General features: G+C 62.3%; 20 protein-coding genes. 12 read left to right on the top strand and 8 right to left on the bottom strand.

The genetic code is table 11. From position 1 onward, the window contains the following. The first annotated feature begins 3 nt into the window (after positions 1–3). Genes P0648_RS18625 through P0648_RS18610 form a run of 4 tightly spaced genes read left to right on the top strand, consistent with a single transcriptional unit; the run spans position 4 to position 3,805 of the window. Complete coding sequence (locus P0648_RS18625) at positions 4–1,116, top strand: PotD/PotF family extracellular solute-binding protein (RefSeq protein WP_277506377.1); 1,113 nt, start codon at positions 4–6, stop codon at positions 1,114–1,116. A 12-nt stretch (positions 1,117–1,128) separates the two neighbouring features. After that, positions 1,129–2,172, top strand: coding sequence for an ABC transporter ATP-binding protein (locus P0648_RS18620; protein ID WP_277506375.1), 1,044 nt, complete (start codon positions 1,129–1,131; stop codon positions 2,170–2,172). Beyond that, positions 2,169–3,032: an ABC transporter permease gene (locus P0648_RS18615; protein ID WP_277506373.1), complete on the top strand. Its 864-nt coding sequence runs from the start codon at positions 2,169–2,171 to the stop codon at positions 3,030–3,032. The genes P0648_RS18620 and P0648_RS18615 overlap by 4 nt, the downstream gene beginning before the upstream one ends. Beyond that, positions 3,029–3,805 (top strand): ABC transporter permease, encoded by a 777-nt coding sequence (locus P0648_RS18610; RefSeq protein ID WP_277506372.1) that lies wholly within the window; start codon positions 3,029–3,031, stop codon positions 3,803–3,805. The genes P0648_RS18615 and P0648_RS18610 overlap by 4 nt, the downstream gene beginning before the upstream one ends. 43 nt (positions 3,806–3,848) lie before the next feature. Here P0648_RS18610 and P0648_RS18605 read toward each other — a convergent pair whose 3' ends face one another. From P0648_RS18605 to P0648_RS18595, 3 genes are read right to left on the bottom strand one after another with little or no spacing between them, the layout of a single operon-like run. Continuing rightward, positions 3,849–4,502, bottom strand: coding sequence for a hypothetical protein (locus P0648_RS18605; protein ID WP_277506370.1), 654 nt, complete (start codon positions 4,500–4,502; stop codon positions 3,849–3,851). Positions 4,503–4,506: 4 nt separating this feature from the next. Continuing rightward, entirely contained in the window at positions 4,507–5,355 is an 849-nt protein-coding gene (locus tag P0648_RS18600; protein WP_276248692.1) for an ABC transporter permease, read from the bottom strand. Then, entirely contained in the window at positions 5,352–6,290 is a 939-nt protein-coding gene (locus P0648_RS18595) for an ABC transporter ATP-binding protein (RefSeq protein WP_276248691.1), read from the bottom strand. Before P0648_RS18595 ends, P0648_RS18600 begins: the two co-directional genes overlap by 4 nt. 252 nt (positions 6,291–6,542) lie before the next feature. Here P0648_RS18595 and P0648_RS18590 point away from each other — a divergent pair, with 252 nt between their 5' ends. The 3 genes from P0648_RS18590 (at position 6,543) to P0648_RS18580 (ending at position 10,088) form a co-directional block, all read left to right on the top strand. Then, positions 6,543–8,147: a Na+/H+ antiporter NhaC family protein gene (locus tag P0648_RS18590; RefSeq protein ID WP_276248690.1), complete on the top strand. Its 1,605-nt coding sequence runs from the start codon at positions 6,543–6,545 to the stop codon at positions 8,145–8,147. A gap of 111 nt (positions 8,148–8,258) precedes the next feature. Beyond that, on the top strand, positions 8,259–9,038 hold the full coding sequence (locus tag P0648_RS18585) for a hypothetical protein (RefSeq protein ID WP_277506367.1): 780 nt from the start codon (positions 8,259–8,261) through the stop codon (positions 9,036–9,038). 51 nt (positions 9,039–9,089) lie between these two features. Next, on the top strand, positions 9,090–10,088 hold the full coding sequence (locus P0648_RS18580) for an NAD(P)-dependent oxidoreductase (RefSeq protein WP_277506365.1): 999 nt from the start codon (positions 9,090–9,092) through the stop codon (positions 10,086–10,088). On the opposite strand, the gene P0648_RS18575 is transcribed toward P0648_RS18580, so the two are convergent. Continuing rightward, entirely contained in the window at positions 10,085–10,648 is a 564-nt protein-coding gene (locus tag P0648_RS18575) for a metal-dependent hydrolase (protein ID WP_276248687.1), read from the bottom strand. The two genes, P0648_RS18580 and P0648_RS18575, sit on opposite strands and share 4 nt — an antisense overlap. 81 nt (positions 10,649–10,729) lie before the next feature. On the opposite strand from P0648_RS18575, the gene P0648_RS18570 reads away from it, so the two are divergent. The 3 genes from P0648_RS18570 to P0648_RS18560 are packed head-to-tail and all read left to right on the top strand — an operon-like array spanning position 10,730 to position 13,046. Next, entirely contained in the window at positions 10,730–11,008 is a 279-nt protein-coding gene (locus P0648_RS18570; protein ID WP_276248686.1) for a hypothetical protein, read from the top strand. Continuing rightward, on the top strand, positions 11,005–12,054 hold the full coding sequence (locus P0648_RS18565; RefSeq protein WP_277506363.1) for a DUF4350 domain-containing protein: 1,050 nt from the start codon (positions 11,005–11,007) through the stop codon (positions 12,052–12,054). The genes P0648_RS18570 and P0648_RS18565 overlap by 4 nt, the downstream gene beginning before the upstream one ends. After that, positions 12,051–13,046 (top strand): MoxR family ATPase, encoded by a 996-nt coding sequence (locus tag P0648_RS18560; protein ID WP_276248684.1) that lies wholly within the window; start codon positions 12,051–12,053, stop codon positions 13,044–13,046. The genes P0648_RS18565 and P0648_RS18560 overlap by 4 nt, the downstream gene beginning before the upstream one ends. 9 nt (positions 13,047–13,055) lie before the next feature. On the opposite strand, the gene P0648_RS18555 is transcribed toward P0648_RS18560, so the two are convergent. Then, complete coding sequence (locus tag P0648_RS18555; protein WP_277506361.1) at positions 13,056–13,994, bottom strand: DMT family transporter; 939 nt, start codon at positions 13,992–13,994, stop codon at positions 13,056–13,058. 160 nt (positions 13,995–14,154) lie between these two features. Here P0648_RS18555 and P0648_RS18550 point away from each other — a divergent pair, with 160 nt between their 5' ends. Beyond that, positions 14,155–14,934, top strand: coding sequence for a winged helix-turn-helix domain-containing protein (locus tag P0648_RS18550; RefSeq protein ID WP_277506360.1), 780 nt, complete (start codon positions 14,155–14,157; stop codon positions 14,932–14,934). A 407-nt stretch (positions 14,935–15,341) separates the two neighbouring features. Here the strand turns inward: P0648_RS18550 and P0648_RS18545 are convergent, their stop codons facing one another. The 3 genes from P0648_RS18545 to P0648_RS18535 form a co-directional block, all read right to left on the bottom strand. After that, positions 15,342–16,187 carry a hypothetical protein gene (locus P0648_RS18545; protein WP_276248681.1) on the bottom strand — a complete coding sequence of 282 codons (846 nt, stop codon included), beginning with the start codon at positions 16,185–16,187 and terminating at the stop codon, positions 15,342–15,344. Continuing rightward, positions 16,184–16,636 carry a hypothetical protein gene (locus P0648_RS18540; RefSeq protein ID WP_277506359.1) on the bottom strand — a complete coding sequence of 151 codons (453 nt, stop codon included), beginning with the start codon at positions 16,634–16,636 and terminating at the stop codon, positions 16,184–16,186. Before P0648_RS18540 ends, P0648_RS18545 begins: the two co-directional genes overlap by 4 nt. A gap of 69 nt (positions 16,637–16,705) precedes the next feature. After that, positions 16,706–17,752: a hypothetical protein gene (locus P0648_RS18535; protein WP_277506358.1), complete on the bottom strand. Its 1,047-nt coding sequence runs from the start codon at positions 17,750–17,752 to the stop codon at positions 16,706–16,708. A gap of 283 nt (positions 17,753–18,035) precedes the next feature. Between P0648_RS18535 and P0648_RS18530 the strand changes: the two genes are divergently transcribed. Continuing rightward, entirely contained in the window at positions 18,036–20,198 is a 2,163-nt protein-coding gene (locus tag P0648_RS18530) for a PGF-pre-PGF domain-containing protein (RefSeq protein WP_277506356.1), read from the top strand. Positions 20,199–20,252 lie beyond the last annotated feature (54 nt).

Here is a 20,252-nt window from a genome sequence, read left to right as displayed (position 1 = left end):
AGCATGCGTAACACCCGCATGGTCATGTCGAGAAAGTCGAAACACAAACGACGTGCATTCCTCAGTGCAGCGGGTGCAGGAGCGCTCACGGCACTGTCCGGTTGTTCGAGCATATTCGGCGGTTCGGGCGGCGGTGGCAGTGGCAAACTCCGATTCATCGGATTCGGCGGCAACACCCAGAAGACACAGATGGAAGTGTTCGACGGGTGGGCCGAGGAATCCGGGACGAAAGTAGAGGGCACGTCCGCGGGCGGCACGACGGAGATGATATCGCTCATCAAACAGAATCCGGGGTCGTTCGACCTCGTCGCGCTTAACGACACGGGGATGGCACGGGCCCAACAGGAGGACGTCCTCGAACCTGTGGACCTCTCGCTCGTCCCGAACTACGAGAAAAACATCACGGAGTCGGCCCGTTCGCTGTCGTTCAATATGGCAGACGGCGACACGATGGGCCTGATTCGCGAGAACGGCGCGACCGGCTTTGCGTACAACACGGACAAGGTCGACGCCGAACTCACCTCGTGGGACGACCTGAAAGACCCGGCCTACGAGGGCAAGGTGTCGCTCATCGACCGCACCATCGACCGCCTGTCGAACGCGGCGGCCGCTGCGGACCTGAACGTGAACGAGGTTCCGGGCGACCAGGCGAAGGTGGACAAGATGTTCGAGGAGGCGAAAGCCGAAGACAAGAACGTCTTCTCTTACTGGGGCGACGGCGCGACGTCGATTCGCTACCTGCGCCAGGAGAACGCCTGGATTTGCGAAGCGTGGGGCGGGCGCATTCTCGCCTTACAGGAAGAGGGCTACGACAACATCGAGTACGTCATCCCGAAGGAAGGTGCAATGGGATGGGCCGACAACCTCGCCGTCGTCAAGGGCACGGAGAGCAAGGAGGCGGCCCACGAACTGCTCGATTACACCTATCAGCGTGAGAACCTGCTCTCCATCTCCGAGGGCATGAACTACACCGTCCAGGTGAAAGACCCACCCGAATCGATGAAGGAACTGCCTGACTACGCGCCCGCAGAGGACCTCGCGTTCCGCAACTGGGAGAAACTCTTGCCGAAACAGGACGCGTGGGCAGAGCGCCTCGACACCATCAAACAGAGCTAACCTCCTTCATTCATGCTCGAAATTCGAGATTTTACCAAGTACTACGGTGACCTCTGTGCGGTCGACGACCTCTCGTTCCGAATCGAGGAGGGGGAGTTCGTCACGCTGCTCGGCCCTTCCGGGTGTGGCAAATCGACGACGCTTCACGCAATCGCGGGCCTCGTCGAACCCACCGAGGGCGAGATTCGCCTGCGCGGCGAGGACGTAACCGACCTGCCGCCCGAACAGCGAAACATCGGGATGGCGTTTCAGTCCACGGCGCTGTTCCCGCACATGACCGTCCGCGAGAACATCGCCTACGGCCTCAAGATGCACGGCTACGAGAAAGCCGCCGTCGAAGAACGCGTCGAGGAGTCACTCGCTCTCGTGGATATGCCCGACCACGGCGACCACAAACCGGGCGAACTCTCCGGCGGGCAACAACAGCGCGTCTCGCTCGCCCGCGCACTGGCCTACGAACCGGACATCCTCCTCCTCGACGAACCGCTCACAGGCCTCGACCGCGTGTTGCGCGAGGAGATGCGCGGGTGGCTCAACCGCATCCAGCGGGAGGTGGGCGTCACGACGCTGTACGTCACCCACGACCAGGAAGACGCCCTCTCGATGTCGGACAAAGTGGTCGTCCTGAACGATGGCCACGACGAGCAAATCGACAGCCCAGAGCGAATCTACGAGTCACCCGCCACCCCGTTCGTCGCGGAGTTCGTCGGCAAGTCCACTCACTTCTCGGGAACCGTCTCGAAGGCGAACGGGCGCGCCGTAATCGACCGCGGCGAATCGACGATTTCCCTGCCCCGTGACGACCTCGACGCGGGCAAGTCGGTGTCTGTCTACGTCCGCCCGGAGGACATCGACGTGTCCCGCGAGCGAACCGACGCACCGAACGAACTTCGCGGGACTGTCGTCGACATCGCGACGCTCGGCAACCGTGCTGAACTCATCGTCGAACTCGCGGACGGGACAGAGGCGCTCGCCCACACCGGACGATTCCCGAACCTTGACGTCGGCGACGACGTGTCGCTGTGCTTCGACGCGGACAAGGTGGTCGTGCTATGAGCGTCGCGGGTGGCCCGCTCTCCAGTCTCACCTCCTCGGTCGGGCGAGCCCTCGATGGCCGAGTCGCGAACAAACATCTCGCGTGGTTCGGTCTCGGCTTCGTCGGGATTTACTTCATCCTCCCAATCCTCCTCCTGATTCCAGAGAGCCTCGCGCTCGGGACCGGCAACCCGCTCGAATCCTACGTGCGGGCGACTGGGGGCATCTACGTGAACGCCTTCGTTCGGTCGTTCCTCTATGGCCTGCTCACGACTGCGGTGACGCTCACGCTCGCCTACCTCCTCGCCTACTACCTCGCGTTCGCCACCGACCGCGTCCGGCTCGGCATGACGCTCATCATCGTCCCGCTGTGGATTGCGTACATCGTCCGGTACTTCGGCATCCTGTTGTTCTTCTCGCCTGCCGGCCCGCTCACCGACCTCACGGGCATCGACACTGGTATCCTGTTCACGACGCCCGCGGTCATCATTGGCCTCGCGAACGTCTACTTGCCGTTCGCGGTGCTCCCGATTTACAACTCGCTCAACGCCATCGACCGCGAGTTGATTAGCGCCTCGCGCGTCCTCGGGGCCGACCAATGGAAGACCATCGCGAAGGTCGTCTTCCCGCTCAGTCTGCCCGGTCTCGTCGCCGCCGGTCTCATCGTGTTCATTCTCGCTGCAGGATCGTTCCTCGGCCCGGCCGTGCTCGGTGGGCCGAAGCAGACGATGATTGCGAACGTCATCGCCCAGGCGTTCCTTGAGAACTTCAACATCCGCTTTGCCTCCGCGCTCGCCATTCTCTACACGCTGGCGCTCGGGTGTCTGCTCGTCGCGTTCAACACCGTCTTCGACTTACAGGAGGTGTTGGGGAACATATGAGCCCGAACCTCCGACGTGCCACGCTGCTCGGCATCGTGACCGGCGTGTTCGCGTTCGTGCTGTTGCCCGTCGTCATCGTCGTCCTCACCTCGTTTACGCCACAGAACTTCCCGACGATTCCCCAGCAGGGACTCTCCTTCGAGTGGTACGGCAAACTCCTCGCAGACGAGAAACTGCTCGGGTCGCTCAAAGTAAGTCTGATCGTCGCCACGAGTTCCGCGATTCTCGCGGCAATCATCGGGACCATCACGGCCTTCGGGTTCGTTCGCGGTGAGTTCCGGTTCAAAGAGCAGGTTTCGACGGTGATGCTGCTGCCGATGATCATCTCGCCGGTCATCACGGGCATCGCGCTGGTGCGGTACTTCGGGACAATCGAACTGCCTTCGGGGTATCCGGCGTTGATTCTCGGCCACACCATCCTCTCGCTGCCGTACGTGTTCCTGCTCGTACGGTCGGAACTGGTCACCTTCGACCGGGACTTAGAGCGCGCCTCGCGGGTTCTTGGAGCAGACCCGGTGACGACGTTCCGTCACGTCACTGGCCCGCTCATCTCGCCGGCGATTCTCGCCGGGTCGTTCATCGCCTTCGTCGTCTCCTTCGGCGAGTTCACCGCGACGCAGTTCCTCATCTCGCCCGATACGAGCACCGTCCCGGTGGTCATCTACACGATGCTCCGGACGGGGCTGACGCCGACGATTAACGCCCTCTCGGTGGTGCTCATCGTCGTCATGCTCGTGGTGGCGCTGAGCAGTCGGCGTCTCTCCTCGTCCTGACGCTCTCGCTGTTCTTGACTGCGAAACGTTGTTTCTCGCGTTCTCAGGGTTTCGAGCGCAGGTAGCCGCCGACACCCAGCGCGATGACGCCCCCGACAACTGCGCCGAATCGACTGAGTCGTGCGGGGTGGGTCGCGCCCGGTTCCTGGGTTCGAACCTGCATCACGTCGTATTTCGCAATCTGCTGGCGATACTCTTCGACGGTCGGGCCGTCGTCTGTGCCGCTTCCGCTGTCGCTTTGGCTATCGCTTCCGCTGTCGCGGCCCGCTTCGCGTCTCTGTTCTCGCTCCCGTTCGAGATGCTCCGCGATGTGCGTGGGTTCGTCTGCGGGCGGCAGTGTCGAGTTTGCAGGGCGCTCGATGACGATGTACGACAGGGAATTTCGCTCTTGGTGGTCGCTTGCTTCGCTCAGTTCTTCGCCCGTCGCGTACGGGAAGTCGGGTGCGCCCTCGCTGGCCGGGACGGTGTAGCGCCCGCCGTTTTCGAGCGTCTTGACGTAGAGTTCCTGCCCGCGGTCTGAGAGATTCTCGTAGGCGATGATCTGGTAGCCTTCGCGTTCGAGGGCGGTCGCGTTCCCGCCGTTTCCGGGGTGGGTGTTGTGGTACTTCACCGGTTCGACCGGGACGAACGCGGGGGTGATGAGCAGGGCCAGGCTGAGGACGACGAGGAGGTTCGCGAAGGTGGCGTGTCGGGACATTGGCTTATTCTAAATCCGCGCGGTCGAATCGTCGGTAGCCGAGCGCGAGCGGGACGGCCACCCAGAGGGCGAGGACCACGAGTGAGAATTCGTCGGTGAGGTACACGGGCAGTTCGGCGTTCGCCTCGGCGGCCCGCCTGAACACGACGGTCTGCTGGTCGGGTGGGAAGACGAGGTTGGTCGCCTTCTGGTAGGCGATGTACGGGCTGAGGTGGGTAAGGCCGTCGTAGAGATTCGGCGTGGCCTCGAAACCGAGGACGTTTTCGTGGACCATTCGCAGGAGGTCGGTGATGCGGATGGCGACGAACGACATCACGAGGACGAAGTAGAGGCCAAACGCTCCGGCGATGGCGCGACTCCGGGTGGCGAACGCCGCAGAGAGCGCCACGCCAACGCAGACGAACGCCGCGCCGTAGACGAGCGAGACGACGAACAGGCCGCCAATCGTCCCCAGCGGGAACGCGCCAAAGCGGGTGAGCGCGATGCTCGCCGCGGTGAGGAAAGCGACGCCGAGGCCGACGCCCAGCAGAGTCAGGCGACTCGCCAGCTTGCCGACGAAGACGTCGCGGCGCGTGTTCGGAACCGAAAGCAAGAATTTGATTCCACCGCTCCGGCGTTCGCCTGCGATCGCCAGATAGCTCGCGAGCAGCGCGACGATGGGGAGGATGAGGCCGAGCGTGAACGCGAGCGTCTGGAAGATATTCGTGACTGACTCGGTGGCCGAAAGCTGGTAGCCGCGGATGGTGTAGGCTACGAGCGCGACGAACAGCGTGAGCACGACGCCTGCCGCCCAGACGGCTCGCGAGCGACTGATGCTCGTGAGGTCGCGTTTGGCGACGCTTACGAGGTTCACGAGGAAGCCTCTTGGGTGGCTATCTCGCCACGTTCGTGGCGATTGCCAGTGAGTTCGTTGAACAGTGATTCGAGCGAGACGGTATCGGAGAGGATGTCCCGAACCTCGGCCTGGGCGGCGACGTGGCTCACCACGTCAACCTTCACACTCGGGTTGGTGCAGGTGGCGACAAGGGTGTTCTCCTCGACTGAGACTGCGGCAACGCCTTCGATGGTTTCGACGCCGAGAGTGGTCGGTGACGTCGCGCAGGTGAGTTCGATGGTCGCCTGTCCCCCGGTGGTCTCGCGCAGGCCGTCGATGGTGTCGACGGCGACGAGTTCGCCGTCGTTCATCACGCCGACGCGGTCGCAGATGGCTTCGACTTCAGAGAGGATGTGACTCGAAAAGAAGACGGTCGTCCCGGCTTCCGCACGTTCGCGGATGAGTTCGCGCATGTCCTGCATCCCATTCGGGTCTAAGCCCGAGGATGGTTCGTCGAGGATGAGCACCTCTGGGTCGCCCGCGAGCGCCATCGCGAAGGCGAGGCGCTGTTGCATCCCCTTCGAGTACGATGAGGCGAGGCGTTCGGCGTCTGCCGACAGGCCGACTTGCGAGAGGAGCGCGTCTGGGTCGTCGGCCGCCGATTTCGTCTCGATGGCCCAGGCGACGTGTTCGCGGCCGGTGAGTGAATCTTCGAAACCGTAGCCCTCGGGGAGCACGCCGACACGCTCTCTGACGGCTTCGGGGTGCTTCTGGGCGTCGATGCCGAGGACTTCGACCGTGCCCGCCGTGGGGCGAATGAAGTCGAGGATAAGGTTGATGGTCGTCGATTTTCCGGCCCCGTTCGGCCCAAGAAAGCCGAACACCTCGCCCTCGGGGACGGTGAGGTCGAGGTCCGAAACGGCGACGAGGTCACCGAATTGTTTGGTCAGGCCACGTGTCTGGATGGAGGACATATCCTGGTTTGAACCGCAAACCTCAATCGAATAAGTTTTGTGCTGGATTCGCTGAACTAACAGGGCAACGTCGGATTGTTCTTTTCAATCAGGCAATGTTTATCCCATCTTTCGCGGAATGGTTCGTGGTCACGAGTTTGTATTATTCGACCTCCTGACAGGGGTTTGAATCGAACAAATGTTAATTTCGAATGTATATTTGCCGATATTTTGAGTAAGTGTTTTAATACATGACGTATGAAGCCATATAGCATGGCAGCAAACTTCGGGGCATTATCACTAGCGCCACCGCTACTCGCCATTGCGTTGGCCATCATCACACGTCGGGCAATGTTGTCACTGTTCGTCGGCGTCTGGGTAGGCGCCGTCATCTATGCGGGCAACATCGGCGTTGCACAGACTTTCACCTGGATTACAGAGGCAATCGGTGCCAGTACGTTCAACGCGACGATTCTCATCTTCACCATGCTGCTTGGTGCAGGAATTGCGCTCCTCTGGAAACTGGGCGGCGCGATGGCGATTACCAGATTCGCCACCAAACGCATCGACTCTCACCGGAAAATCGGCGTCACGACGTGGTTGCTCGGCATCCTCTGGAACTTCGACGACTACGCGAACAACGCCATCGTCGGCAGCTCGATGAAGAACCTCGCTGACGAACTGAAGATGTCTCGCGAGAAACTTGCGTACATCCTCGATTCGACGGCCGCACCCGTCGCAACCATCGGAATCTCGAGCTGGGTCGCCTTCGAAATCGGGCTCATCCAGTCTCAGTACGAGAACATGGGTATCACCGACCAGGTGCCTTCTGCGGCAGCCACCTTTATCCAGTCGATTCCGTACAACATGTACTCGATTCTCGCGGTGGCGATGGTCGGCGTCATCGTAATCTCCGGGCGTGACTTCGGGGAGATGCTCGACGCGGAAAATCGCTCGGTGAAGACCGGGAACGTCATCCGCGAAGACGCAAATCCACTCCAGAACATCAAAGACGACCTCGGTGAACCGGTCACCGACGACGCGCCGCTTCGTGTTTTCACGTTGCCAGTGACTGCACTCGTCCTCACGGTTATCGGCGGGGCAATTTACATGGGCTACGCGCCCGACCGCACACTCATCGAAATCGTCGAAAACACCGGCGTTGCAACGGCCCTCGTCTGGGGGTCGTTCGCGATGGTCGCTACCGCCGTGCTCATCGGCGTCGGCGAGAAGATGATGTCCATCGGGCAAGCCATGGAGACCGTCTTAGACGGTTTCGCGACGATGCTTCCAGCAGTCAGCATCCTCGTGCTCGCGTGGTCGATTGGCTCGGTCGCCACCGCACTTGGGACGGGCGATTACGTCACGCAGTTCGCAACCGGCGTCGTCTCACCGATGATGGTACCCGTGGTCGTGTTCGCTACCTCGGCGTTCATCGCCTTCGCCATCGGAACCTCGTGGGGGACGATGTCCATCATGACGCCAATCGTGATTCCGATGGCGTGGACCATCGGAAGTCAGTCGCCGCAGTTCATCGCCGTCGCCGTCGGCGCGATGTTCAGTGGCGCGGTGTTCGGCGACAACTGCTCCCCAATCAGCGACACCACGGTGCTGGCCTCGACGTTCTCCGGGTCGGACCACATCGACCACGTCCGGACGCAGATGTACTACGCCTTTACCGTCCTCATCGCGACGGCCGTCATCTACCTGCTGTACGGTATGACGAACCTGAGTCCGCTCGTGCTCCTGCCACTCGGCGTGCTCGTGCTCGTCGTGTTGGTGTACGGGTTCTCCGAAATCGACGCCAGCCGCAAGGACCTGGACGCACAACCCGGTCGGGCCCGTTCGTCGGGTCGGACGCTCACGAGCGACGACTGAACACTCACACCACCGTTTTTCATTTTTCGTTAGGATAGTGACTACTCCTGGTGATTTTGTGGGTTTTGACCGTCAATATTTTTGTACACCTGCACAGAAAGAAAGTAGCACATGAGTACCCGCTCTGATTCTCGGCTGGACGCGTTGAAACAGCCGGCGTACACGGGCGAGAATCGCTGCATTCCCTGCACACTGGTCAATCTCGTCATCGCCGCCGTAGTGAGCCTCGGCGTCTACGTCGCCGCCGCCGCTCCGGGTGTCGCGCTCGTCGTCTTTGCGCTCTTTGTCGTCGCCATCTACTTTCGCGGGTACCTGATTCCCGGCACGCCGACGTTCACGAAGCGATACTTCCCAGACCGCGTGCTCGCGTGGTTCGACAAAGTTCCAGAAACTACCATCGACAGCGACCTCGACGTCGAAGCCCAACTCGCCAGTCTCGGCGTGGTCGAACCCGCAGCAGACGACGTGTACCTCGCCCCCGATTTCGAGCGCGAGTGGTGGGCGAAAATCGAGCAGGTGGACGCCGACTTACCCGCCCATCTGGCAGACCAATTCGCGGTCTCCGACCTCGAAATCCACGACGAAGAGGACCGCCTCGTCGTCCAAAACGAGACGGTGGTCGCTGGCCAGTGGCCCTCTCGCCCCGCGCTGGTCGCGGACATCGCCGCCCTATCACTGCTTCGCGAACGCGCCGCGAACTGGGAGGACCTCTCGCTCGACGCCCAGTCTCAACTCGTCTCTGGCCTGCGTATTTTCCTCGACTCCTGTCCCGCGTGCGGGGGTGACCTCTCGTTTTCGGAGGACGTCGTCGAATCGTGCTGTCGGACGACGGACGTCGTCACCTACGACTGCGACGCCTGTGGGGCCCGCCTGTTCGAAGCCCGAGTGTAACCCTGAATATTCCTGCTTGAATATATATACGAGCACGAATTACTTCTGCCCATGACAGTGAAACAGCCACACGTCGCCGTGACCGGCGCGGCTGGCTACATCGGCAGCCGTGTGGTTCGCGACATCTCCGAGGCCCATCCCGACTGGACGGTGACGGCCCTCGACAACTTCTATCGCGGGCAGGTTGAGGAAATTGGGGACGTTCCGGTCGACCACGTCGATATTCGCGACCGTGACCGACTCGAAGACACACTCGCGGGGGCGGACATCGTCATGCATCTCGCGGCGATTTCGGGCGTGAAAGACTGCGACGAGAACCCGGACCTCGCCTACGAGGTGAACGTCCAGGGCACGACCAACGTGGCGTGGTTCTGCAAGAAAACGGGTGCGGGGCTCATCTTCCCGTTCAGCATGGCCGTCGTCGGCGACCCCGAGGCGTTCCCCATCACCATCGAAAACCCACGGGACCCGATGAACCTCTACGGGCGGACGAAACTCCTGAACGAGCGCACTATCGATACGCTCGCGGAGGGGGCGTTCCCGGCCCACCTCTTTCTGAAATCGAATCTCTACGGTGCCCACGAAATCGGCGAGACGCGCGTCTCGAAGCCGACGGTCATCAACATCTTCGTGGGGCGTGCCCTGCGCGACCAGGACCTGACGGTTCACGAACCCGGCACGCAGGCGCGAAACTACGTCCACGTCAAGGACGTGGCACGTGCCTACGTCCGCAGTGCAGAGCGACTCCTCACCGAACTCGACGCGGGCGAGACGGGCGTCTCGAAGTTCGAACTCGCGGGCGACGAGGACCTCTCGGTCATCGACGTGGCCGAACTCGTCCAGTCACAGGCCGCCGAGGTACTCGACTCGCGTCCCGACCTCGTCATGCTCGAAAACCCCCGCGACGAGACGCTCGTCGAACGCTTCGACGTAGAGACGAGCAGAACAGAAGAGGAACTCGGCTGGGAGCGCCGTCACTCCATCAAGCGTGCGATTCGAGCGGACCTGAAACGCCTCGCCGCAGGCAAAGAAAAACCACCGTCTCCCTAATCAGTCGACTCACGCTTCCGATTGGTAAGCCCGAGCAGGTCGGTCACGGTGAACAGTCCGGGCATGCCGTCGTACACCCAGACCGTAATTGCAATCGCCGTGATGCCCAGTTCGATGGCGAAGAACGTAGACCAATCGAGCGCGAGGAGATGTTCTACGATGCTCCGCGACTCGTTCTCGTAGGGCGGCAGCGGGAGAAGCGGCCACCCGAGATAGGTGAGAAACTCGAACTGGCCGAGGACGAAGGGCTGGAAGCCGTCTGCGGCGAGGTGCGAGAGGTAGCCAAGGCTGAACACCCAGGCCACGCGCTCGCGGTCGAATCGCCGTGCGATGGCGACGACGATTGCGATGACGACGAGCGCCGTGATGAGCGAGTGGGCGAGCGACCGGCCACTCGGCAAGAGTGCGAGGTCCCAGCCGAGGGGTTTGTCCACGAGATCTGGAAACTGCGTGCCGAAGGCGACGGCGAGCGCTTCGTGCCCGCGAAGCGACGCGTCGCGCCACCGTGCGCCGAGCGAATAGGAGAGATAGCCAACCGCGAGATGTCCCCAGGGCCACATGGAGGTGGCTTGCGGGGACGCGGATAAAGACGCTTCGTTCATCCGATAGTTTCTAACCGCCCGCCGTGTAACCGCAAGCAAATGGCGACCCAGCACAGACAGCGGTTCATCGTCGGGCAAACGGCGTGGATGCTCGCGACGATTCTGTGTCTGGCGTTGCTCGATAGCCTCTCGCTCGAACTCTACTTCGTCGTCTCGCTCATCGGCTTTCTCGTCGTCGTCGAACTCACCGCACCCTTCGCGGTCACGCCCACCTGGCGCGCCCGTCTCAAGTGGATCATCCTCATCGGTCTCGCCGGGTTCGCCTACGTCGTCGTCAAACGCATCCTCGAAATTCTGCCTCCGGGGGTGTTCGGGTGAACTGGCGCGACCTCGACATCCCACGGGTCGTCCTCGTCGTCCTCGTCGTGCTCACGGCGAGCGCCGCCGTCGTCGGCGCGAGCACCTCGACGGCCTCGTTCGGCGTCTACAACCCCGCGTGGGACGGGGCCTCCGACCTCCGCGGCGTGGCCGACGACACGGGCACGAAGACGACGCTCGTCCGGAACACCTCTCGCTACGTGGCGTTCGCGCCGAGCGAGACGGTGGCGTTCGTGCTCTCGCCCGACGACGCCTACACGCCCGCCCAGCAGGCCCGTCTTCGCGCGTTTGTCGAGGGTGGGGGCACGCTCGTGGTCGCGGAGGATTACGGCATGCACTCGAACGACTTGCTCGCGGGCCTCGGCGCGACTGCCCGCTTCGACGGGACGCCCGTCCGCGACGAACGGCGCAACTACCAGTCGCCCGCCATCCCCGTCGCGAACAACGTCTCCGCCCACCCACTCGCAAACGGAAGCAATGCCCTTGTACTGAACCATGGGACGGTCGTCGAGGCGAACAACGCGACGGTGCTCGCCCGCACCTCCGAGTTCGCCTATCTCGATGCGAATCGCAACGACGCACTCGACGAAACTGAGTCGGTCGGGACGTACCCCGTCGCCACCGTCGAACAGGTCGGCGCGGGACAGGTCGTCGCGGTGAGCGACCCGAGCGCGTTCATCAACGCGATGCTCGACCGCCCCGGAAACCGGGCGTTCGCTGAGGCACTCGTCGGCGCACACGACCAGCTCCTGCTCGATTACTCGCACGCAGACCAGTTGCCGCCGCTCGCCGTCGCCGTGGTCATCTTGCGTGAATCTGCGCTGGTGCAAGCCCTCGTCGGGTCCCTCGGACTGGGCGCGGTGTTGCTCGTCTCCCGGCGCGTAGTCGGTAGTGAGGACGAACCCGCAGTAGACCGGTCGGTCGGCCTCACGAGCGCGGAGGTGGAAGCTTATCTCGCCCGTCGCCACCCCGACTGGGAGTCGCGGCGAATCGAGCGCGTCACACAAGGGATTATAGTGACAGAGGAGGAAGCGGAAGAAAGATGACTGACTCCGCGTCGCTCTATTCTTCCTTGCAGACAGAGATGGAGCAGGTGCTCATCGGGAAAGAGCAACTCGTCGAACGCCTGACTATCTCGCTGCTGACCCGCGGGCACGTCCTCTTAGAGGGCGTTCCGGGCGTAGCGAAGACCACGATTGCGAACTTGTTCGCGCAGGCTTCTGGCCTCGGGTACAACCGCATCCAGATGACGCCCGACACGCTTCCCGCAGACATCACGGGCACGCACGTCTATCGGGAAAACACCGGGCAGTTCGACCTGAACCGCGGTCCCATCTTCGCGAACATCGTCGTGGCTGACGAAATCAACCGGGCGACGCCAAAGACCCAGAGTGCGTTGCTCGAAGCGATGCAGGAGAACAACGTCACCGTCGAGGGGACGACGCTCACCCTGCCGACGCCGTTTTTCGTTATCGCGACGCAGAACCCAATCGAGATGGAGGGGACGTTCAGGCTGCCCGAGGCACAGCGCGACCGCTTCCAGTTCAAACTCACCGTCGAACTTCCCGAACGCCACGACGAGCAGTCGCTGCTCGACCGCTTCGACACGCACCCAGACCTCGGCCCTGAGGACGTCTCGCAGGTGGTCTCGCTGAGCGACATCCAGCGCGCCCAGAAAGAGGTCGATGGCGTGCACGTCGATGCCAAGGTCAAAGACTACATCCTCGACATCGTGGAAGCCACCCGCGAGAGCCCCGACACCGAACATGGGGCTTCGCCGCGAGCGTCGCTCGCATTCCTCAAAACGTCGAAAGCGCGGGCTGCCATCGAGGGACGTGAGTACGTCATTCCGGACGACGTGAAGACCCTCGCGATTCCGATTCTCTCACACCGGCTCGTGTTGAGCACGGACGCAGAACTCAGCGACGTTTCGGCTGGTGACGTGGTGGACGACGTGGTCTCGCGGGTCGAACCACCGGGCAGCGAGTCAGTTCAAACGGCCGTCGTCGACGGCGGCGAGCACGCAGACGAAACCTAGCTCTCTCGGTCACTCTGCCAGCATCCGCTCTTTGACGTGGGTAAACTCGTTGTAGAACTCAGCTCGTTTTAACACCACGAACCCGGCCAGAATGAGGAGAAACCCGGCGAGCGTTCCGGTCGTGAGTCGCTCTCCGAAGAACGCCCAACTGAACACCGTTCCAGACATGGCAGCGCCGTAGGTCACGAGATTGAGTTCGACGGACCCGAGCCGAGAGAGTAAGTCGAAATACAATAGATATCCGACTGCGCTCACGAATACGGCGAGGTAGACCAGTGCGAAGACACCCTCTATCGAGAGGTGAACCTGTTGGAGGGATTCACCCGGACTCGCGACGCTTACCGCGTGGGTGAACAGCGCCCCGACGGCCATCGCCCAGGCGGTTCGTGGGGCAACCGGAATTTCGGCGCTGGCCCACTGCGTCAACACGCCGCCGAACGCGAACGAAGCGGCAGCGAGAACCAACAACAACTGTCCGAAAGTGTCCGCGGCAAGCAGGTTCGCGGGGTCTGGACGCGTGATTATCACCAGTCCCGCGAACCCGAGGCCGACTCCGAAGAGTTCGCTCGCGCCGAATCGCTCCGTTGGGAGCAACAGTCTGGCGAATCCGATCGTGAGCAGGGGAATCAAGCCAGCGAGAATCGCCGCGATGGCGCTCGAGACCGTCTGCTGGCCGATGTTCAGGAGGATGCTGTATCCGGCAAGCATGAGGATGCCACCGGCGAACACTGTGACCCAGTCGCGGGCGGTGCGGGGCCGCCAGTAGTCGAACGCGTTCACCGCGTACACCAGCAACAAGACGGCGGCGACGTCGAATCGAAGCGCCGCGTAGAGAATTGGCGGGAAGTCCGCGAGCCCCACCTTCACCGCGGGATAGGTTCCACCCCAGAGACAGGCCAAGCTGACGAACAGCAGTGCATTGCGATATCGTCCGAACACGGTGGTCACCGTCCGACCACCGCACGGGAGGCGCGAATTTTCATGTAACCAGTGTTCCTGTTTCGGGAATATAGTCGATTCTCGAAACTTTTTCAGGTCGGTGCAATCTTTGCACCGCGGTACAGGCTCACGAACGGCCACTTATACCGACTCAGTTCGTCCTCGTTGCATGGCACAGTCACTGGATGAAATCGAGTTCCTCGCTCGTTCTGAAAACCGGGTTCACGTCCTCGCACTTCTTTCGACCGAGTCGCACACCCGTCGGGAACTGGAGGCGGAAACCGGTGCCTCGCAGGCGACGCTCGGTCGGATTTTAGATGGGTTTTCCGAGCGGGGCTGGGTCGAAAAGCGCGATGCCAGTTACGAAGCAACCGCCATCGGGTCGTGGGTGGAAAATCGGTTCCGTGCTCTCCAGCAGGCAGTCAGCGTCGGTGAGGAACTCAGTGAGTTCGCGCCGTGGCTCCCCACACAGGTCGAGGGCTTCGACGTGAGTTGGCTCGAAGCTGCGAGCAGCATCACCCCGACGCCGACCGAACCGCACGCGCCGATGGACCGGGTGGAGGCCGCATTGCGCGCTGGACAACGCGTCCGAGTGCTTTCGTACGCCTACAACAGACACTGCCTCGACGCGAACGTGACAGCGGTCCACGACCGAGACCAGCGCTACGAAGGGGTGTACACGGACGCGGCGATAACCTCACTTTGCGACGTTTCAGCACGCGCTCAGAAATTCGAGACGTTACTTGAAAATGACCGTGCCACAGTACGCGTCTTCGACGGCGAGATTCCGTGCTCCATCGATATCATCGACGAGACGGTCCACGTAATCGTCAGAGACGACTCCGGAATCGTCCGCGCCGTGGTCGAATCCACCTCCCAACCGCTCCGGGACTGGGCAATCGACCTGTTCGAACGCTATCGTCGGGACTCCACACCGCTGTCTGACTGAGCGCGCTGTGTCGTCGATGGCCGTATTACAGAGATTCAAGGAGAAAGCCCACGACTTTAGTCGTGGGATGAATCCGACCAATCCCGTCAACACCGCACTACTTAGCTTGAATGGGGTCGGATGTTAACGCAACTCGCTCGGGAAACTTGGAGTTGGCTTGGGGTCTCCGTCACCAAAAAGCAACCCTGCCCAAGTGAGGCTCGGACGCGAGTCCGAGTCGGGTCGATGGCACGGCCTGTAGGGTGTCAGCAGGGTAGTCCGAACGGACTGGCGTCACCACGCGCCCACCGCCCCGACGCACTACCTACAAACCGAAACCTCCCTCGGGAGGGAAGGTGCCTCCGTTGGTGTCGGAACGACCGACCCCAAGCGCGAGGAATCCCACGACTTCAGTCGTGTGGAGGATGTCAATCGTCCTGCCACGACGCGGTGACGAGATAGGCCATCCGGTCGTCGCCCGTCGTCGTCTCGACGGTGACCGGTTGGTCGAGCGCGCTCGCGAGGCCGACGCCGATGAAGGAGGCGACGGGGTGGTCGAAGCGGTCCGGGCGGCCGTAGGCTGGGCCGTTGACCCCGACTGTCGCTCGGTTTTCGGCCTTTTCTACGTCCACCCGCGTGTTTTCGACGAGTTCGAACTGCGATTCGAGCGCGTCGGTGAGCTGGACGAGCGCGTCGTTCGGCCCCGACGCGAGGTCGCCTGCCAGTGCATTCTCGAACTCTGCGAGGAGCGTCGTCGCGGTTGGCGTGAGGGCGACCCCTCGTTCTGTATCGTCGTCCCCGGTCACGAACAGCGCGTCGAATTCGTCGGGAAGGCTGTAGGACGTGTGTTTCGGGACGAAGAGTCGAGCGTCGCGGCCCCGTGCTGTGTTCCCCGGGATGTAGACCGCCGTATCCTGCAACCCGAGTTCTTCGGTGATTGCCTCGGCGTTGTCCGCGCTCGCGTCGAAGACGGCCTCGCCGACGGAAGCCGCGAGGAATCGCTCGGGGGTGAGGTAGTAGGTCAGCACGCCCGCGAAGACGCCCGTCCCGCCGAGAGCGAGCAACACGGTGCGTGCCGTTTCGAACAGCGCGCCGCCCGCGATGCCGACGAGGCCCACGGCGACCATCGCGAGTGCCGTCTTTCGATACTTCGACTGGCGTGCGCGGGCATATTCTTCGCGAAGGCGTTCGTTCTCTTCCTCGACGACGGCGAGTCGTGCACGGAGGTCTTCGAGTTGCTCTTGGGGCGTTGGCTCGGCTGACTCCGAACTCATGGCTCACCCCCGGCGAGGCCCAGTTTGAAGCGTTCGACCCGGTGGAGGCCGTAGGAGAGGAACGACACGGCGACGACGAGGACGAGCGCAGCGAGCCACAGCTCGGTATCCGTCGCGAGGAGTCCCTGCGTGAGCGCGAGCAGGAGAGCGAAGCCGCAGAGTGCAGCCGCGCCATCTCGAACGGTGGGCGCGTCGCTCGCGACGAGGAGGCCGAAGCCGGCTTCGACGGCCACGAGCGATTCGAGGGAGAGGTCGGGGCCGACGAGGAAGGCGACTGCGAGATGGCCAATCGCCACCGCGTAGGGCGTGGGGAGCGCGCCGAGCGTCACCGCGACGACGCCGCCCGCCGCGACCCCGAGGGGCCCGGCGACGTACGCGAGCGCCACCGTGAGGACGGCAAGCCCGAGGACGCTCCCGGCGTACTCGCGTCCAATCGACACAATTCGCATTGGGACAGTCCAGTCGGCCAATCTGTTTAGTTCTACCTGTCCGTAGTTCCGCAAAAGTGGGTCGGCGGGTCAGAAGCCGCGTCTGAACGCGACGATGCCCCCACCGACCACCGCGATGAGAGCGACGCCTGCGGCGAGTTCACCCGTCGAGAGGCCGGTTCCCTCCACGAGTTCTGGTTCGTCGGTGGGTGATTCACTCGTCGGTTGGCTCGGGGTGATGACCGACTCGTCGGTGGTCGATTCGCCCGCGGTGGCTGGTGGCTCCGTCGTTCCGTCGGTCGTCGAAGCATCGGTGGGCGCGTCGCTCGCCGTCGCTGTCGCCGTCGTTTTCGGAGTCCCCGTCACGGTGGCCGTCGTCGCCGCTGGTGGCTCGTCGCCACCGCCTCCGGACGCGGTCGTGGTCTTCGCCCGGGTGATGTCCAGTGTGTTCGTGTTGCTCAGCCCGAGCAGTTCCTCTGAGCCGAAGGCTTTCTCGGTTCCACGGACCACGGCGTACACCTGGTGCTCGCCCGTGGAGAGTTCGGAGAGCGAGACGGTCGCCCGGTAGCTGCCGTCGGCTCGTTTCGTGGCCGTTTCGATGACAGTCTTTTGGTCGTTGCCGATGCCGACTTCTACCTCGTGGGGGTCGGCCATGTCACCACGCGGGGTGACGGTCACGTCGACGGTCACCGAGGAGTCGGTGGTCGCCTTGTTCGGTGCGTCGAGGCTCACGTCGTAGCCCTTCACGAGGACGGGGTGGATGGCTCGGAAGATGCCGTCCTGTTTGACGACGAGGACGTACGACCCGGCGTCGTACCCAGAGAGGTCGAACTCGAAGGCTGCGGAGGCTTCGGCGCGCTTCGAATCGAGAATCTGGTTTTCCTTGTTGTAGAGGTAGACGCGATAGATGGTGTCGTCGGGGCCGGTCACGCGGGCGGTGATCGTCTGGTCTCCGGCCGTCTTCGAGACCGCGGGTACGGTGTACTCGTCACCTTCGAAGGTGACCTCGCGTGACGGCGTATCGACGCTGCCATCGACCGATATCTCGTAGGTTGGTGCCGTCGTGGCGAGGGCGCCGCCGCTTCCACCGAGCACCAGCAGGAGGGCTCCCATCACGAGCCACCAGGAGTCAGTCATATTGACAGGTCTGTGACCTGTCCTCTTAATCGTTCCCACTCCCCCAATAACTGTCCGTCCGGATTGCGGTTGCTCGCTGAATTCCATCCATTCAGATGTCAAAAATTACCAGAATGGAAATAAATTATTTTTGGAGTTGTTAGTGGAAAACACTTTATAAATTGCCAATAAACGTTCGCCCAGGATGCAATTATCAAGGTTCGTGAGTAACCGAGGTGGGGGAGCCCTGGTGCTCGTCGCACTGATGGTCTTCTCACTTTTCGCCAGCGCACCAGTAGCAGGGATGAGCGACCACACAGGACCGCTCACCGCAGACCAGTATTTCGAGGGGTCTGCCGACGTGAACGTCTGGGAGCGGGGTTATCTCCCGCTCCGGACGGACATGAGTAATGCGATGACGAAGGTAGACGAGGCTGACTGGCAGGTCAGGACCACTGACGATTCCGAAATCAGCGTCGGGAAAGAGCAGATGGGCGTCTACTCGAAGGACGCGACCATCAATCTCGACTTCCAGGACGCACGCGCTCAGAACAGCGACTTCAACGGGCAGCAGGTCCAGCTCATTGCCGCCCACATCAAGGGCGACCCGAGCACGGACATCCCCGATTCCTTCTCGGAGATGGTGGACCTCGTCTCTATGCAGAACTCGAACGACGTGGCTACCTTCGAGGAAGTCGGCCAGAAGTCTATCGACAGTGAGGGGAACGTCGAATTTAACCACACCGCGGGCCAGTCAGGGATGTACGTCTACTTCCTCGCGCTCACCGAGAGCGGGCAGGACGGCTACACGGTGAACAGCGCGGGAGAACTCTCGCTCGACGGTAAGGCGACGGTCATCGGCATCGAGACGGCCGCCGTCCAGAAGGGGGCCTCGTCGGTCGACCACCAGAACTCCGTCACGCGCGGGAACAACGTCAACTTCGACGTTGACGCGAGCGACCACCTCTCCGGCAACGACGTCACGCACACGGTGTTGCTCTACGACGAGGACACGTACGTCAACCAGCGCTTCATGCTCGACTTAAAAGAGGAGCCGTCTGCTGACTTTAGTTTCTCTGAGGACGCCACGCTCGAACACAGCGTTGGCGACGTAAACGGCGTGATGGAAGTTTCGGGCAATCCGGACTTCTTCGGCGCAACCATGTCGGACGAGAAACTCACCGGCATGAGCAGCTTCGCCACGACACTCGACTTCTTCGCCGACAAGTTCCACACCGTGTCGCCGGAGACGACGGCGACCGACGATACGCGTCTCGACGCCTCGATGAAGGTCATCGAAGGTGACGCGACCGAGCAGGTCACCGTCGAGACGATGGGCAACTGGCGACCCGGCACCTACCGCTGGGTGGCGGTTTCCTCCACCGAAAATAGCGGGGAATTCGTGACGGACATGGGCACCATCACCATCAAGAAAGCCTCCTCAGGCGGTGGCGGTGGAGATACGCCACCATCTGACCCACCAGACGACGCACCCGGTGACCCACCGGTCGAAATCGACCGCGAAGTGACCGAAGAGGGCATCGTCAAGCTCACCATCACGAACTTCCAGTCCGGCAAGACGGTCACTATCGACCTCGCGGACACGCCCGCCACGAAGCAAGGCGGCGTGAAACTCAACGCGGTGCAGGCGACGATGGCCAACGGCGAGGCGTTCACCATGTCCGTGAACGCGCTCGACGACGTGCCAGAGGACACGCCACCGGTCACCCGACGTGGCGCGGTTCGCCCGCTCACCTACATCAACGTCGAACACAGCAACACGAACGACGCCTTCAGTGGGGGGACGTTCGAGTTCACCGTCGACGAGGAACAACTGAACGGTGAGGACCCAGAGAACGTGGGTCTCTACCGCTTCAACGACGACGAGTGGAACCCACTCGACACCCGGCTGGTCAGCCAGTCTGACGGCGAGTACACCTTCGAGGCAGACACGCCCGGCTTCTCGGTGTTCGCACTCGGTGTCAAGCAGGCACAGATTTCGGTCACCGACGCGTCACTCGCCCAGCAATCTATCGCACCCGGCGAACAGTCGACGGTGAGCGCCACCGTCACGAACGACGGTGAGGCCGCCGGCGAATACCTCGTTCAACTGTTCGTCGACGGTAATGTCGAAGCAGAGCAGTCCGTCCAGGTCGGCGCCGGCGAGAGCCAGACCGTGACCTTCGACCGGACGTGGGACGACGCTGGCTCCTACGACGTCGCGGTCAACAACCAGTCTGCGGGCACGCTCGACGTTGCCCAGCAGACGGGAACCGCGACGGGAACTGCAGACCCCGGAACGGGGACGCCTGACGGCGAATCACCAGGCGCGACTGACGGCCCAGAGGATACCGAAGAACCGAGCAACCCGCTCGACACCATCCTGTCGATTCCGGTGCTCATCGGTGTGGTCGTCATCATCCTGATTGCGGCCATCTACGGGCTCAACACCTCTCGCAAAGAGTAGGCCTGCACAGCGATTCGACCATATTTTTATTTTGCCTGACACAGAGATTCGACC

The sequence above is a fragment of the Haladaptatus sp. DYSN1 genome, from assembly GCF_029489995.1.
In the GTDB taxonomy this organism is placed as follows: Archaea; Halobacteriota; Halobacteria; order Halobacteriales; family Halococcaceae; genus QDMS2.
This window is presented reverse-complemented; position numbering and strand designations above follow the sequence as displayed.

What these genes read in the sequence shown, in the direction of transcription:
- P0648_RS18560 (WP_276248684.1), top strand. Translation starts at nt 12,051, where the DNA reads ATGACTGACTCCGCGTCGCTCTATTCTTCCTTGCAGACAGAGATGGAG.
- P0648_RS18610 (WP_277506372.1), top strand. Translation starts at nt 3,029, where the DNA reads ATGAGCCCGAACCTCCGACGTGCCACGCTGCTCGGCATCGTGACCGGC.
- P0648_RS18620 (WP_277506375.1), top strand. Translation starts at nt 1,129, where the DNA reads ATGCTCGAAATTCGAGATTTTACCAAGTACTACGGTGACCTCTGTGCG.
- P0648_RS18530 (WP_277506356.1), top strand. Translation starts at nt 18,036, where the DNA reads ATGAGCGACCACACAGGACCGCTCACCGCAGACCAGTATTTCGAGGGG.
- P0648_RS18615 (WP_277506373.1), top strand. Translation starts at nt 2,169, where the DNA reads ATGAGCGTCGCGGGTGGCCCGCTCTCCAGTCTCACCTCCTCGGTCGGG.
- P0648_RS18545 (WP_276248681.1), bottom strand. Translation starts at nt 16,187, where the DNA reads ATGAGTTCGGAGTCAGCCGAGCCAACGCCCCAAGAGCAACTCGAAGAC.
- P0648_RS18625 (WP_277506377.1), top strand. Translation starts at nt 4, where the DNA reads ATGCGTAACACCCGCATGGTCATGTCGAGAAAGTCGAAACACAAACGA.
- P0648_RS18595 (WP_276248691.1), bottom strand. Translation starts at nt 6,290, where the DNA reads ATGTCCTCCATCCAGACACGTGGCCTGACCAAACAATTCGGTGACCTC.
- P0648_RS18585 (WP_277506367.1), top strand. Translation starts at nt 8,259, where the DNA reads ATGAGTACCCGCTCTGATTCTCGGCTGGACGCGTTGAAACAGCCGGCG.
- P0648_RS18580 (WP_277506365.1), top strand. Translation starts at nt 9,090, where the DNA reads ATGACAGTGAAACAGCCACACGTCGCCGTGACCGGCGCGGCTGGCTAC.
- P0648_RS18575 (WP_276248687.1), bottom strand. Translation starts at nt 10,648, where the DNA reads ATGTGGCCCTGGGGACATCTCGCGGTTGGCTATCTCTCCTATTCGCTC.
- P0648_RS18605 (WP_277506370.1), bottom strand. Translation starts at nt 4,502, where the DNA reads ATGTCCCGACACGCCACCTTCGCGAACCTCCTCGTCGTCCTCAGCCTG.
- P0648_RS18570 (WP_276248686.1), top strand. Translation starts at nt 10,730, where the DNA reads ATGGCGACCCAGCACAGACAGCGGTTCATCGTCGGGCAAACGGCGTGG.
- P0648_RS18540 (WP_277506359.1), bottom strand. Translation starts at nt 16,636, where the DNA reads ATGCGAATTGTGTCGATTGGACGCGAGTACGCCGGGAGCGTCCTCGGG.
- P0648_RS18535 (WP_277506358.1), bottom strand. Translation starts at nt 17,752, where the DNA reads ATGACTGACTCCTGGTGGCTCGTGATGGGAGCCCTCCTGCTGGTGCTC.
- P0648_RS18590 (WP_276248690.1), top strand. Translation starts at nt 6,543, where the DNA reads ATGGCAGCAAACTTCGGGGCATTATCACTAGCGCCACCGCTACTCGCC.
- P0648_RS18550 (WP_277506360.1), top strand. Translation starts at nt 14,155, where the DNA reads ATGGCACAGTCACTGGATGAAATCGAGTTCCTCGCTCGTTCTGAAAAC.